This is a genomic window from Paenibacillus ihuae, assembly GCF_001368795.1.
In the GTDB taxonomy this organism is placed as follows: Bacteria; Bacillota; Bacilli; order Paenibacillales; family Paenibacillaceae; genus Paenibacillus_AQ; species Paenibacillus_AQ ihuae.
This window is the reverse complement of record NZ_LN831200.1, coordinates 201846-216334: the sequence shown is the minus strand read 5'-3', so window position 1 is coordinate 216334 and position 14489 is coordinate 201846. Positions and strand designations below refer to the sequence as shown.

At 53.7% G+C, this 14489-nt stretch carries 14 protein-coding genes; 9 read left to right on the top strand and 5 right to left on the bottom strand.

Annotated features, from left to right (window positions below; genetic code table 11):
* Nucleotides 1-158 precede the first annotated feature (158 nt).
* From wecB to AQR02_RS23495, 8 genes are read left to right on the top strand one after another with little or no spacing between them, the layout of a single operon-like run.
* The gene (gene wecB / locus AQR02_RS23530; RefSeq protein ID WP_054942840.1) at nucleotides 159-1250 is read left to right on the top strand and encodes a non-hydrolyzing UDP-N-acetylglucosamine 2-epimerase; all 1092 of its coding nucleotides are present in this window, start codon (nucleotides 159-161) and stop codon (nucleotides 1248-1250) included.
* The gene (locus tag AQR02_RS23525; RefSeq protein ID WP_054942839.1) at nucleotides 1243-2229 is read left to right on the top strand and encodes a polysaccharide biosynthesis protein; all 987 of its coding nucleotides are present in this window, start codon (nucleotides 1243-1245) and stop codon (nucleotides 2227-2229) included. The genes wecB and AQR02_RS23525 overlap by 8 nt, the downstream gene beginning before the upstream one ends.
* On the top strand, nucleotides 2226-3065 hold the full coding sequence (locus AQR02_RS23520; RefSeq protein ID WP_054942838.1) for a dTDP-4-dehydrorhamnose reductase family protein: 840 nt from the start codon (nucleotides 2226-2228) through the stop codon (nucleotides 3063-3065). The genes AQR02_RS23525 and AQR02_RS23520 overlap by 4 nt, the downstream gene beginning before the upstream one ends.
* Nucleotides 3035-4030, top strand: a complete 996-nt coding sequence (locus AQR02_RS23515) for an NAD-dependent epimerase/dehydratase family protein (RefSeq protein ID WP_245237700.1) — start codon at nucleotides 3035-3037, stop codon at nucleotides 4028-4030. The genes AQR02_RS23520 and AQR02_RS23515 overlap by 31 nt, the downstream gene beginning before the upstream one ends.
* Nucleotides 4027-4752 carry a glycosyltransferase gene (locus AQR02_RS23510; protein ID WP_425340024.1) on the top strand — a complete coding sequence of 242 codons (726 nt, stop codon included), beginning with the start codon at nucleotides 4027-4029 and terminating at the stop codon, nucleotides 4750-4752. The genes AQR02_RS23515 and AQR02_RS23510 overlap by 4 nt, the downstream gene beginning before the upstream one ends.
* 50 nt (nucleotides 4753-4802) lie before the next feature.
* Nucleotides 4803-5360, top strand: a complete 558-nt coding sequence (locus AQR02_RS23505; protein WP_054942836.1) for a class I SAM-dependent methyltransferase — start codon at nucleotides 4803-4805, stop codon at nucleotides 5358-5360.
* 28 nt (nucleotides 5361-5388) lie between these two features.
* Nucleotides 5389-6111, top strand: a complete 723-nt coding sequence (locus AQR02_RS23500) for a glycosyltransferase family 2 protein (protein ID WP_054942835.1) — start codon at nucleotides 5389-5391, stop codon at nucleotides 6109-6111.
* A complete protein-coding gene (locus tag AQR02_RS23495) occupies nucleotides 6108-7151 on the top strand; it encodes a glycosyltransferase family 4 protein (RefSeq protein WP_054942834.1) in 1044 nt (347 codons plus the stop codon). Before AQR02_RS23500 ends, AQR02_RS23495 begins: the two co-directional genes overlap by 4 nt.
* 86 nt (nucleotides 7152-7237) lie before the next feature.
* On the opposite strand, the gene AQR02_RS23490 is transcribed toward AQR02_RS23495, so the two are convergent.
* Entirely contained in the window at nucleotides 7238-8308 is a 1071-nt protein-coding gene (locus tag AQR02_RS23490; protein WP_054942833.1) for a glycosyltransferase family 4 protein, read from the bottom strand.
* Between the two features lie 181 nt (nucleotides 8309-8489).
* Here AQR02_RS23490 and AQR02_RS23485 point away from each other — a divergent pair, with 181 nt between their 5' ends.
* A complete protein-coding gene (locus AQR02_RS23485; RefSeq protein WP_054942832.1) occupies nucleotides 8490-9413 on the top strand; it encodes a YhcN/YlaJ family sporulation lipoprotein in 924 nt (307 codons plus the stop codon).
* Between the two features lie 153 nt (nucleotides 9414-9566).
* Here AQR02_RS23485 and nagA read toward each other — a convergent pair whose 3' ends face one another.
* The 4 genes from nagA to AQR02_RS23465 form a co-directional block, all read right to left on the bottom strand.
* On the bottom strand, nucleotides 9567-10751 hold the full coding sequence (nagA, locus tag AQR02_RS23480; protein WP_054942831.1) for an N-acetylglucosamine-6-phosphate deacetylase: 1185 nt from the start codon (nucleotides 10749-10751) through the stop codon (nucleotides 9567-9569).
* A complete protein-coding gene (nagB, locus tag AQR02_RS23475; protein ID WP_054942994.1) occupies nucleotides 10739-11467 on the bottom strand; it encodes a glucosamine-6-phosphate deaminase in 729 nt (242 codons plus the stop codon). The genes nagA and nagB overlap by 13 nt, the downstream gene beginning before the upstream one ends.
* Complete coding sequence (locus AQR02_RS23470; RefSeq protein ID WP_054942830.1) at nucleotides 11467-12345, bottom strand: MurR/RpiR family transcriptional regulator; 879 nt, start codon at nucleotides 12343-12345, stop codon at nucleotides 11467-11469. The genes nagB and AQR02_RS23470 overlap by 1 nt, the downstream gene beginning before the upstream one ends.
* Before the next feature lie 755 nt (nucleotides 12346-13100).
* A partial coding sequence (locus tag AQR02_RS23465; protein ID WP_245237699.1) for an FTR1 family iron permease occupies nucleotides 13101-14489 on the bottom strand: 1389 nt, incomplete at its 5' end.

Here is a 14489-nt window from a genome sequence, read left to right as displayed (position 1 = left end):
GGCACCGCGGCAAGCGGACCGGGCGGCGCGCGCAGAGCCGCCGGTAGTCGCGCCGCAGTTAAGGCGCGGCCGGCAGCCGGGCTGCTGAAGCTGCAACAGACATCAATTCCACCCTGCCCTATTCGTAAGGCAGGTTAACCACAAAGGGGAGTGAACCCATGAAGATCATGACGATTTTGGGCACACGGCCCGAGATTATCCGGCTCAGCGTAATCATTCCGCTGCTCGACAAGCATGCGGAGCGGCATGTGCTGGTGCATACGGGCCAGAACTTCACGGCCAGCCTAAGCGGGATTTTCTTTGCGGAGCTGGGGCTGCGGGCACCGGATTATGTGCTGCAGGATAAGCAGGCGGGACTGGGCGGACAGCTGGCCGCCATGTTCGGAAGTCTGGAGAGCATCCTGCTGCAGGAGCAGCCGGACCGCATTCTCCTCCTGGGGGATACGAACAGTGCGCTGTGTGCCATTCTCGCGGAGCGAATGGGCATTCCGGTAGTGCATATGGAGGCGGGCAACCGCTGCTACGATTTAAAAGTGCCGGAAGAGAAAAACCGCCGTGTCATAGATGCCGTTTCCACCATTAATATGCCATATACACAGCAGAGTAAGCGGCATCTGGTCAGCGAAGGGTTTCCCAGCCAGCGTATCGTACTCACCGGCAACCCGATTTATGAAGTCATTACGCATTATCAGGCGCAAATCAACAGCAGTGACATTCTATCCCGCCTGAATCTGACGGCAGGCCAGTATTTTCTTGTGACCGCCCACAGGGCGGAGAATGTGGATGATCCTGAAGCGCTGCTGCAGATTATGTCGGGACTCAATCTGGTGGCTGAGCGTTTTGGAATCCGCCTGATCTGCAGTATACATCCCCGCACCCGCTCTAAGCTGACAGAAGCGTTCCCATTGGCCATGAACCCGCTGGTAGAATTCCATGAGCCTTTCGGATTTTTTGATTTTGTCCATCTGGAACAGTATGCCCTCTGTGCGATTACCGACAGCGGAACCGTCCAGGAGGAATGCTGCCTGATGGGCGTGCCAACCGTAACGATCCGCAGGACGACTGAACGTCCGGAGACGGTGGATTGCGGAAGCAATGTAGTGTCGGGTGTGGAGCAGAACAGCATTCTGCGCTGTACCCGGCTGATGACGTCGCTGAGTCCAGAGTGGGAGGCACCGGAAGGATATTTGACACCGGATGTCTCGGCTAAAGTAGTCAAATTTTTGCTTGGAGGGAACCTGCATGTTTAATAATAAACGGATTATGGTCACCGGCGGCACGGGTTCCTGGGGGCATGAACTTATCCGGCAGCTTCTACCGCAAAATCCTAAAGAAATCATTATCTTCTCCCGCAGCGAATCTGCCCAGGTAGCGATGAGCAGGGAATACGAAGATAACCGCCTAAGTTTCATTATCGGAGATATCCGAGACAAGGATGCGCTGGTGGCTGCCTGCCGCGGGGTGGACTATGTGTTCCATCTGGCTGCGCTGAAGCATGTTCCGGTATGTGAGGATCAGCCGTATGAAGCCCTCAAAACAAATGTGGTCGGCACCCAGAATGTGATTGAAGCAGCCATTGCCAACAACGTAGAGAAAGCGATCTACATCTCCACCGATAAAGCTGCGAACCCGTCTAACTTCTACGGCATGACCAAAGCCATCGGCGAAAAGCTGTTCGTGTATGCCAATCTGCTCGGCTCAGGCACCCGGTTCGTAACGGTGCGCGGCGGGAATGTGCTGGGAACAAACGGCAGTGTGGTGCATCTGTTCATGAAGCAGATCAAGGATAAGGGCCAGGTACGCATTACCGATATGAAAATGACCCGCTTCTTCTTCACGCTCCGCGATGCGATCACCCTGCTATTCAAAGCTTCCGAGGTCAGCATCGGCGGGGAAATCTTCGTCATGACGATGCCGACCTGCCGGATTGTCGATCTGGCCGAGGTGCTGATCGAAGCCTCGGGGAGAAATGATGTCAGCATTATTGAAGCCGGCATCCGTCCCGGGGAGAAGATACATGAAATTCTGATGAGTGATTTCGAGAGCCTGACCACGGTTGTCTATGATGAGCAGTACCTGGTCATTCTCCCGACGCTGGATATGCCGGAGCTGAAAGCCCATTACCGGAATTATCCGCATGTGTCCTTTAACAGCTTCAGCTCGGAGAATAATCTGATGGATCAGGAGGAGATCAAGAGCATCCTGATCCGGGGAGGGTTCCTAGAGTGAAACTGCTTATCCTCGGCGGAAACGGTATGGCGGGTCATATGCTGGTGGCGTATTTTCGCCGCCAGGGCAAACATCACGTCTTCCATACAACCCGGGATAAGAGCGATCTTGGCGGGCTGTATGTGGATGCTGACGATATTGCCGGCGTAGAGAAACTGGTCGAAATGGTCTCCCCTCATTGCATTATTAATGCACTCGGGGTCCTTAATCAATTTGCCGAACGTGACCGGATCGGCGCGTATCATGTGAACGGTTTTTTGCCCCACCGGCTGCGCCGGGTTGCAGATGCCGTGCATGCCCGGCTGATTCATATCAGCACCGACTGCGTCTTCGAAGGAACACGCGGCGGTTATACGGAAGAGGATACGGCCGATGGCACTTCTGTCTATGCAATTACCAAAAGTCTGGGTGAAGTCCGGTCACCCGGCCACCTGACGATCCGCACCTCGATCATCGGTCCGGAGATCCGGAGGGGCGGCATCGGGCTGATGGAATGGTTCCTGGCCCAGAAAGGTCCGGTCTCCGGTTATGAACGGGTCATGTGGAATGGAGTGACCACGCTGGAGCTGGCCAAAGCAGTTGATAAAATGCTGGATTCGGAGGTGTCCGGCCTGATACATTTGGCCCACCCCGAGCCGCTTAGCAAATACGAGCTGCTGCTTCATATGCAGCATGCATTCCACAAACAGGATGTTGAGATCATGCCTGATTCTGTTCATGTTCAGGATCGTACACTTGTAAGTACGAGAACCGATGTTCATTTTGAGCTTCCTTCCTATCCGGCAATGCTCTCAGAGCTGGCGGAGTGGATGAACCGGTCAGCGATGTCCACATGAAGGGGCGGAGGCTGCTGATTACCGGAGCTGCCGGCTTTACCGGACGGCATGCTGTAGCTTATTTCCATAATGCAGGAGCAGAGGTTACGGCTGTGGTACACCGTCCCACCGCCTTATCCGCGGGCTTCCCGGAAGGTGTCAGGGTGCAGGAATGCGACCTCAGCGACCGGAAGGCTGTTGCCGCTATGATTGTTGAAGCGGCGCCGGACGAGGTACTGCACCTGGCGGGCAAGAACTCTGTTCCGGAATCCTGGCGGGATCCGCTGCTCTATATGGAAACCAATGTAATGGCTACCCTGTATTTGCTTGAAGCGTTGCGTGCCCGGCCGGCAGGCCGGATTCTGGTGGCCGGCTCCAGGCTCAAATACAGACCCGGAACGGCCGACGGGCCGCCCCATCCGTACAGCTTTAGCAAAATGCTGGAGGAGCTGGTGTCACTGGCCTGGGGGACGCTGTTCAAACAGCCCGTGCTGCTGGCAGAGCCCTGCAACCTGATCGGCCCCGGCCCTTCGACCGGCTTCTGTTCTTTGCTCGCTCAGCATATTGTGCGCAGTGAAGAAGCTGCGGCAGGAAGGAATACAGGGCCGCAGACGTTCAAGCTCTCTTCAAGGCATGTGCTGCGGGACTTTTTGGATGTGCGTGACGCCGTGCGGGCTTACGACTACATTTTGCGCCAGGGCAAGACCGGAACCGTCTACCGCATTGATTCGGGAACTCAGCGGAGCCTGGGGGATATTGCCGGGAAGCTGCTGGCCCATGCGGAGGCACCAGTCTTAATGGACTGGGGGGCGGATACTGCGGAAGAGCAGCCGGTGAAGCCGGCAGGCTCCGGTGAGCCGGATGCTGCTGACGGGCCGGAAAAGAATGCCGCTATCCTTGGATGGAAACCGGAAATCAGACTTGAGCATTCCATTCAGGATATTGTCGACTATTACCGTTCTCGCAGGGGAGGAAGTTTGTCATGAACATGAATTATCCGAAGGTCTCGGTTATTATTCCATTTTATAATTGCCCCTATATCGAACAGGCGCTGCAAAGCGCCTTATCCCAATCCTGGCAGCCTTATGAGATCATCGTAGTCGATGACGGATCTACGGCTCATACGGACCGTATTGCTCCTTATCTGAACCATATTCATTACCTGGGCAAAGCCAACGGGGGAACAGCCTCTGCATTGAATCACGGGATTCTCCATTCTACGGGGGACTATGTTGTCTGGCTCAGCTCGGATGATATGTTCTACCATGACAAGATCAACAATCAGGTCAAGTTTATGGAACAAAACCGGCTCCTGATTTCGTATACGAATTTCCATTATATTAACGGGGAATCGCAATTGACCGGGATGAACGCTTCACTTGTATTTCCGGACCAGCTGGAATTTTTACGCTGTTTCCTGCAAGGCAATCCCATCAACGGCTGTACAGTAATGTTCAAGCGTGAGCTGTTCGGAGCCATCGGCTTGTTTAATGAATCGCTCCCCTACACGCATGATTATGATCTCTGGTTCCGGGCGATTCTAAACGGTTACCCGCCGGTCATGCTGAACCAGTCCTTAACCGCCTACCGGCGGCATAGCGGAATGGGCACAGTCAAGCATTTTGATGTCATTATGGCTGAAGCCGCTGCGACGAACAGCCGTTATCAGGGGATGCTGCGCGGACTAATCGCTTCTATGGGCGGATGAGTACATGAATATCATTTGGGGGAGGAGAGCCTATGTACCGGGAAATTTAAGTGTATGACTTCCTGCCGGTGCTGCTGGAGCAGCTGAAATTCTCCGAGAGTATTCTGGATATTGGCAGCGGAACAGGTACACTGCTTGAACGTTATGAGGCTGCTCTGGTGATTGGCCTGGACATTTACAGACCTTATCTGCTGCACCGCAAATACAAATCACCGCATATTATTCCGCTTCACGCGGATGCCATTCATATTGATAAGCTGTTTCTGCAGGGAACCTTTTCGGCGGTTACACTGATAGATTCCCTGGAGCATTTCACCATGGCTGAAGGGTTGGAGCTTCTGAGAAAAGCAGAGATTATTGCCTCTAACCGTGTAGTAGTGTTTACACCGCGCGGCTTTTTTCCGCAGGAAGGAACGGATCACTTTCATTTGCAGGGTGAGTATTATCAGAGGCACTGGAGCGGTTGGGAGCTGGAGGATTTTCTCAGGCTGGGTTATTCGATTACGGTGCTTAAAGGGTTTCACCATGCAGAGAATCCGGCTTTCCGGGAAGCGTTCGGGCCAGACCATCCGCCGCTGGATGCTTTACTCGCCTGCAAAATAGTCTAGCCTGCAAATTCGGGAAGGAGGTGAGCGCATGAATCAGCAATCCAAGGTTTCGGTGGTCATCCCGTTTTATAATTGTCCTTACGTTCATCTTGCGGTGGAAAGTGTGCTTGCCCAGACTTATCCGGACATTGAGCTCATTGTGGTGGATGACGGTTCAACCCTGCATGCTGAGAAGCTCGCTCCGTTTATGGATAAAATTATCTATATACGAAAGAGAAACGGCGGTACGGGCTCGGCACTCAACCTGGGAATTCAGGCTGCCAGCGGAGCATGTTTTGCCTGGTTAAGCGCAGACGACCTGTTTCACACGGATAAAATAGAGCAGCAGATGATAGCCCTCGCGCAGACGGGCACCTTCTTTAATCATACGGCTTATTACTACATTAATGAACACGGGGAACGGGTCTCCGAAGCGGTTCGTGTCCTGTTAAACGGCCGGACGGAAATGATCGCAACAATGATGAAGGGTTGTCCGGTTAACGGCAGCTCTGTTCTGCTCGATATGGATATTTTCCGCGAAGTAGGGCTGTTTGATGAGAGGTTCCTGTATACCCAGGATTACGACCTGTGGCTGCGTATTCTGCCGCACTGCGAATGGTCCTATATCGAGGAGCCGCTGCTGGATTACCGTGTCCACAAGGAGATGGGTTCTGTCATTCACAACGAAGCGCAAACCCGGGAGATTGAAGTCGTACAGGCAAGACACAACGGGGTTCTCGCCCGGCTGCTGAGAAAGGAGAGAGGGCAATGAGACTGACATTCCCGATTCTAACGTTATCCAAGGGAGGCGCGCAGCGGATGCTGGCAGAATTAGCCAACCGCATGAGCGATATTGGCCATGAAGTAGTGATCCTAATGCCCAGCGGAGGCCATGTGGGGTATGAGATGAAATGCAGGGTAGAATTCGGCAGGGAGATCGAAAAGCTGTCAGAGGATGATTTTCCCTACAGTGATGTCATCATCTCGAATTACTATACTACTGTACCTGTAGCCCAGAGGGCGAGCGAGCAGGGGAAGGGGCTGCATATCAGGCTTGCGCTTTGCTATGAACCAACCTTTCTGCCTCATAATAACCATTCTTTTGCTTCCTACAGCATTACCCGCAATCTTATGGTGTTGTCACGCTGGCAGCAGGAAGTCATCCGGCTCAACCATGGTATCAAAGGGAGGGTTGTGCCGGTAGGCGTAAACGCTGACTTCACGAATATGCATATTCGCGAGGCAGCGGGCAAAAGTCTTGTCGTATCTGCAATCCTGCGCAAGCCGGAAGGCGGATTCTCGGGCCACCGGGGGCAGGAGTATCTTCTGGAGCAGCTTAATAGGGTCAAGGAACAGCATCCCGAGGTGGAAATTTATCTGATTACACCTCCGGGTGAATATGCTGAGTCGGCTGCATTGAAGAAGATGCTGAATGATCACCGTTACCATTTGCGTACGCCTTCTGATGATACGGAATTAAGCTATCACTATAATGAAAGCGACATTTTTGTCAGCTCCAGCACCTTCGATTCCGGCTCCCTGCCCGGTCTTGAAGCGATGCGCTGCGGGGCAGCACTGGTTACGGTCTATTCAGGAGGCAATATGGAGTACTGCAGGCATGGCCATAACTGTCTGATGTCCTACCGGTACGAGAACAGGCTCGGCCAGGATATTATTTCATTAATCCGCGACAAGGAGCTGCGCGAACGTCTTGCCTGCAAAGGGGAGAGCGACTCACTACAGTTCACCTGGGAGAGAAGCGTGCAGATTTTCCAGTCTGAGCTGTTTGATATGGTCTCGAAGCAGGGATGAATCCAATTCTTCCTTGTACAAAAAAGAACCTTCAACCCCGGTAAGGCATGACCCGGCAGGCTTGAAGGCTTTTTTGCGTATAAGGGTTAGAAAATACCGAAGGAATTCAGCATTTCGCGGAACGAATGGGCATAATGCTCTGAGCCGAAACGTGAAACCATATGCGTTCTGCCCTGTCTCCGGATGCTGTTGCGCAGTTCCAGATTATTCATCAGCTCCAGACCTTCAGTGACAGCGGCCTCAACATTGCCCAGCGGATAAAACTTGCCGGAATAATTATGGACGATAAAAGACCGGACACCGTCGGAATCGGTGCTAAGGACAGGGCAGGTACAGCAGACGGCTTCCGCAACTGCATAACCGAATCCCTCCGTAATCGACGTTGACAGCAGGAAACCGCCGGAGCAGGCAATAGTGGAATAATAACGGGGCATAATGTGGTTAGGAATATTCGTGAACACAACAAGACGGTCATTCAGTCCCAGGGCATGCAATTCTTCATGAAACTGCTGTTTCTGTTCCTCGCTGGCAAGATCGGGATCATGGAACATCCAGAGATGAAGGTCGGGTTTGCAGCGGCGGATCTGATGAGCAATCTTCAGATATTCACTCCAGTTTTTATTGGTCTCCAGACGCCCTACCCAGGCGATGACCGGGTCACGGGGCGGTTCCCCGGGACGGAACCGGAAGGACTGGACATCGACGATGTTCGGAATGACAAAACGGTGCAGCCAGGGGCAGATCGAGATGAATAGTTCCAGCAGATGTTCAGTAGGCGGAATCAGCACGGCATTGCAATAGGAACGCAGATAAGGAACGGCATCTATAATCACATCCTTTGCATCACTGCGTCTTCCGAGTCCCTGGGATTCATATATCAGAATGCCGCCATAGTCCAGCTGGCGCAGGCGTTCCATCAACAAGTAATCGGAGGTTACAATAATGGCGTCGAAACGCTCTTTTTCAAGCAGTGTGCGGATTTCTTCATCTCCTGAAGCGATGTATACGGGATAGTTCGGCTGGTTTTGCTTTGAGGAACCCGGCATGAGATACAGAACGTGGCACTCAATGCCCTCGCGCTGCAGACTCTCACACCGCAGCGTGTTCAGGGTCTCCACCCCGCCGCTGGGTACATAAAACGTAAATAGAAGCTTCATGCTCACCCCTCCTGAGTTCGCCTTGCGGAGCCCTACTGTCTATAGGATACGCGAATCTTTCACCGCGCGTGACAGTGAACCGGAGCATGTGCCAAATCCTTTCAGGATAGCCCGGCCAGCTGCAGGCTATGCTAAGCCTTGTTACGCTGCACATCACAGTCAAGAGATGGAGGATGAATTCATGTTGCGATCAAAGCTTAGCACGTCGGTCACAGCCGCGCTGCTCCTGGGGATGGTCAGCCTTACAGGCTGCGGAACTAACAATTCGGCAAACAGCACGGATGTGCAACCGAACAGTGTCCGGGGAACACATGACGGACGGATTCAAGTGAATTCGGTTAGGAATAATAATAATTCCTATGACAAAATGGAGATGAGCCAGGAGCTTGCCGACCGTGTGGCTGCAATGCCTGAGGTAAGCACCGCAAATGTTATGGTGGTCGGAACAAGCGCTTATGTTGCCGTAAAGCTTGACGAAACAAACGGCAAGCCGAATACTTTGGGCACTAATAACCGTACTTATAACAATGGCAACGGCCTCCAAAACAATACCTCCGGGATGCTTTCCGGCACTGGCGGACCGATGACTAACGGAATGGGTGCAGGGAATGGAACAGGCGGAAGAGGAACGGTCAACGGCACTCCCGGCATGACCGGCATGGGCGGATCCATGAATGGCATACCGCAGAGCAATACCGGGACAGGGACGGTAGGAGGAGCCGGGACCGCGAATCCGGGAGCCTATCCGGGCAACGGCGGAAACGGTATACTATCCGGCAGCAATTATACCGATGGAACCCGTATGAAGCGGGATATCAATGATAGTATGGGAACCGGGATCGACACGCGCAGTGTCGCTCCAAATAACAGCAATCAGATGACGGATAACAATGACCTGACTACGGATATGAAGGATAGAATTGCTTCTGTAGTGAGAAAGCAAAACACGGGCATCAGAAATGTCTACGTTTCGACTAATCCTGACTTTGTGGAACGGGCCGATTATTATGCTCAAGAGTTCCGTGCAGGCCATCCGCTGAGAGGCTTTGCCAAGGAATTCGGCACCATGGTTGAACGTATTTTCCCTGCAAACAGCGGAAAATAAAGCTGCAGCCGCATAAAAATGGGCTGGAGCTAGTATGCCTGTAAACGGTTTGGGCTATTCTTTACGTGCGGCCCTGCGTCACAATAAAAAGCAGCCATCCTTGGATGGCTGCTTCCTTAGGTTATAAGCGGTTATAAGCGGCATTGTGCCGGGTTACCGGACAACTTTGCGGCCGTTTATCCATACACCGCTCAGGTTCAGTGATTCATCCAGCAGCAGAATATCACCGCGTTTACCGGCTTCCAGGGATCCGATGGTCCGCTGCAGGCCAAGGGAAACGGCAGGGGTAAGGCTGGCCGCTCTTGAAGCTTCTTCGAGGCTGAGGCCCACTTCCTGAATAAGAAAGCGGAAGCCGCGGATCATCGTGAGCGTGCTTCCGGCCAAGGCCTCGGGATTATCCTTCAGTGTGGCAACACCGCCATGAACAAGCACGGGCAGATCGCCAATCGTATATTCCCCGTCGTCCAGTCCGGTTGCGGACATCGCGTCCGTAATCAGCAGCAGATTAGCATTCTTCTTAAGCCGGGCGACAATGCCGATTGCCGCCGGATGCACATGAATGCCGTCAGCAATGACCTCCGCGCGGATCCGCTCGTCGAACATTACGGCACCGGCGGCTCCCGGCTTGCGGTGATGGAGCGGGGTCATGGCATTGAACATATGCACAGCCTGATTCAGCCCGGCATCCGCCGCAGCGGTAACTTCCTCGAAGGTAGCGTTAGTATGTCCCAGAGCAGCTGTAATTCCGTGCTTCCGCAGCCAGGAGATCGCCTCCAGTGCGCCTTCGCGTTCCGGTGCCAGGGTAACCTGGCGGATCAATCCCGGGTACTGCTGCTCCCAGGCTTCCAGCCATTCAATGCTGGCAGGGACAATATGCCCGGGATTCTGTGCACCCGGCCATTTCGGACTGATAAACGGTCCTTCCAGATGCACACCGGCCAGCTGGGCATAAGGCATCTCAGCTGCCTGGTAAGCATTCACCTCGGCCAGCACCCGGTCAATATCCGCTTTGGCAGCGGTCATGGTCGTAGCCAGCATCGTAGTGGTTCCCTGTGAAGCGTGAAACCGGGTAATGGTCTCCAGGGAGTCGCGGTCGCTGTACATGAAATCGTAACCGGCCCCGCCATGCACATGTACGTCGACAAAGCCGGGAATCAGCAGGCCGCTGTTCTCTTTACATCCCACCGGCCAGTGGGCATAAGCCTCGGGCAGCCAGGCAGCTTCTCCCGCATACTGGATGACTCCGCTGGAGACAGCGAGCACCCCCTGTTCAACCAGCCCTGAAGGGGTCAGCACTTTTCCGTAGAGCAGCTCACCGGAAGGGGTTATTTCAGCCATTTTGCAGCTCCTTTATCCAGCAGCACGACAACATTGGGATGGCTCTGCAGGAGTGAGGCAGGGCATTGGGTGGTAATCGGACCTTCCAGCGCATTTTTAACTGCTTCGGCCTTTTCTTCACCGCGCACCAGCAGGACAATCTGCCGTGCTTTGAGGATGCCTCCGATGCCCATTGTCACCGCCTGGCGGGGTACATCATCCAGCTTGTCGAAGAAGCGGGCATTAGCTTCCCGGGTTTCTTCCAGCAGGTCGACCACATGAGTCCCGCTGCTAAGACTCGCGTCCGGTTCATTGAAGCCGATATGCCCGTTGCTGCCGATACCGAGAATCTGCAGATCCACCGGACCGTTCTCCTCCAGCATTTGGTCATAGGCCAGACACTCGGCAGTAAGATCGGGTGCATTGCCGTTAGGGACATGGGTACGGGCAAGGTCGATGTCCACATGATTGAACAGATGCCCGTTCATGAAGCTGCGGTAGCTCTGGGGATGATCCTCCGGCAAGCCAACGTATTCATCCAGGTTATAAGATGAGGCTTTGGCAAAGCTGACGATGCCTTTACGGTACATTTCCACGAGCCGGGCATATACGCCGACCGGAGAGCTTCCGGTAGCCAGGCCGAGCACGGCTTTGGGATTGCTCTGCAGCAGGCTGACGATCAGGTTCGCACCGGTTTCTGTGAAATCTTCTTCATTATTGAATTTAAGAATGTTCATTAGGATTGGCCTCCCCGTTTATGACGGTAATGTTGGACATTCAGATAAGACTGCTCAAGCTTAGGGATGAAATCCCCGAACCGGATACTGACCATCCCGGTAAACAGGATATCAATGATATGCAGCTGTGCGATCCGTGAAGCCATATCCCCCCGGCGCATTCCCTGCTCCAGTGAGGAGGAGAATAAGGGGATGCCGGCCAGCGTAGCCAGTGTGCTGCTGCCGTATGAGGTGAGCGAAATAGTGGACGCGCCGCTGGCTCCGGCACAGGCTAACGCATCGATGGTTTCCGGGGTTTCGCCCGAATAAGAGATTGCAAAGGCTACATCACCCTTGGAGAGTGAGGAAGCGGAAGTGATCTGCATATGGGAGTCAGCAAAAGCAGTGCAGTTTACACCAATGCGGATCAGCTTCTGGTAGAAATCCTGAGCGACGATCGACGAGGTCGCCATCCCGTACAGATCGACCCGGCGGGCGTTGCACAACAGATCAATGGCACTTTGCAGCCGCTCCAGGTCAAGCAGCGAGGTGGTATCCCGGATGGAGGTCAGATGGTTGGCCTGCATCGCTTCGACAATAAAGGGCAGCGGATTTCCGGCGACGATGTCCTGATAGGAAGATCTGCCCTCCTGCGGAGAGGCGTCGCTATGCGCAAGCTCTGCCGCCAGCTTGACCTTGAAATCAGGGAAGCCTTTGAAATGCAGGACTTTGCAAAAACGTGTAATTGTAGCTGGGCTAATCCCGCACTGCTCGGCCAGCTCTGTGATCCCCATATGAACCACTTCTCCGGGGGAGGACAGGATGCGCTCCGCCAGCTTGCGTTCCATCTGGGAGAAGCTTGCCTGCTCATGCTCCAGGGCATGTAGGATAGGAGACATTTCTCCACCTTCTTTTCTTCATGATGAACGGATAATAATATGATTGAAATTATTTTTAGTATTATGTGCATATTGGAGAAAATAATTTTCATAATCAGAATAAAACATATTCCTGCCGGATGCAAGCAAGAGTTTTTGCGGATACGAGCGGATATTAAAAGGATACAAAGTAAATATAAAGTAGATATAAAGTGGATATAGATGTGTTGACAGCTAACTAAGTGTAACAAACGAAGGATCAACGGATGGGATTTTAGTGGGAAAACCTCCAACTAATCTCAATTATTTCACCTAACAACGTACTTTAGGCGGAAAATCTCCCGCTAACACTCCAAAAAATGCTGATTTTGAGCCATACGTAGGATATTAGATGGAGAATATCCGACTAGCGTCTGTCACCGTCCCGTGGAGAGGAAATTAGATGGAGAAAATCCCATTACTGTGCCTTCATCCGGTTAAAGCGAGCGTTACTCATATAGAGTCCTCATTCCAAGTAGCTAGTAATAAAAGTTGGATTAACAGATAAAAGTTAGTGGAAAATGCACGGATGAATATTGGATACGATGGATAGGAGAGTGGGGGACAGATAGATAAATGTGGGACAGATGTGTAGATCGGCAGAAGTGTAGAGAGGGGGATTGGGGGATAGCAGAACGGATAAACACCCCAAAAAAGCGGAGAACCTCCCAAACCTTCGGGTAATGGTTCTCCGCTCTTATAACCCCTGATTATCGGGGATTCAGCTAGTTATGATATTAGTTGACTGTACGCGTTTTCCTGTTAGTTCTGCCGCGCAGCATCTCCCAGAGGATAAACACCAGAACCATAAGCTGCGGCAGCAGCGTTTCCCAGGTCGGGAACAGCCCGAGCCAGCTTACGGCAGGTAATGCGTTCTCTACATGCGCCGTCAGCTTGCCGGCCACCTGAAGCGAATGAAGGCTCTCGCCAAGGAAACGGAAGACCAGATAATAGATCAGCAGGGTGGCTACGCGGAAGAACGCGGCGATCGGCAGCTTGGCGCTCAGAGCGATAATGGCATACCCCACAATAATCAGCATGGCCAGTGCGGCCCCAATCCCGAGCAGCAGCTGCGGGGTTGTAATGGAGGAAGCCATCCCGGCATAAAAAATCGTTGTCTCCGCGCCTTCCCGCAGAACGGCCAGGGCCGCCACGAAAAATAGAGACCACAGACTGCCTTTGGCCAGCGCGCCATCCACTTGCCGTCCCACGTACCGGTTCCAGGCGGCAGTGTTCGATTTGTTGTGCATCCAGCGTCCGATGGTGAGCATCATTACTACGGCAACAAGTCCGGTAATTCCTTCTATGAGCTCCCGTGCTCCTCCGGAAGCCGCTTGCGATATCGTAAGCGTAAGCAGGAAGGCAAGACCTATACTGAGGATAAGACCGGAAGCAGCACCTGACCAGACCCAGCGCTGGGTTTTTGGACCGCCTTCCCTTTTGAGATAGGACAGCAGGGCAGACAGAACTAGAATCGCTTCAAGCCCTTCACGCAGCAGAATCAGGGCAGCATCCCAGGCGGTGTAAGCTGTCTCGCCGGCCAGCGGCGTCAGCTCCGCCAGCATGTTATCGATCACTTTCAGAGCTTCTGCAAGCTTTGGAGGATCGGAGAGCAGCTTGCCGGTGACGTCTGCACTTTCATTCTCGATATTGGTGTACGTTGTGGGTGAGGCAATTTGTACCTGTCCTTCAGCCGATGGCCAGGCGACGATGAACTGCTCCATGATCCCGGCCGCAGCGGAGCTATCCCCGGCTGTAGCGGCAGCGGATGCTTTGTTCAGGTAGCTGATCAGCCCTTCGATGGAAGCAGGCTCCGCTGACGAGTCTCCCGCAGCGATGGCTTTGCCTTCGCTGTAATCGGAGAGCAGCGTATAAAGCGCCTCTGCTTCGGCTTTGGCCGCTTCTTCGCGGAGCGGCTCGGCCTGCAGCGCGATCCGCAGCAGGCTGATCTTCGTCTCCAGCTGGGCGTAGACCGCCGGATTGTCCACCCGGATGCCGCGCTCCGCCGGCGCCCAGCTGTTAACGACGGTGCGGTAGGCCTGGGCCGCCGCCGTCCAGTCGGCGCGCTGCGCCGCATCCCGCGTGGCCTTCGCCGCGGGCAGCAGCTTCGCCGCCGCGCTTCGCCC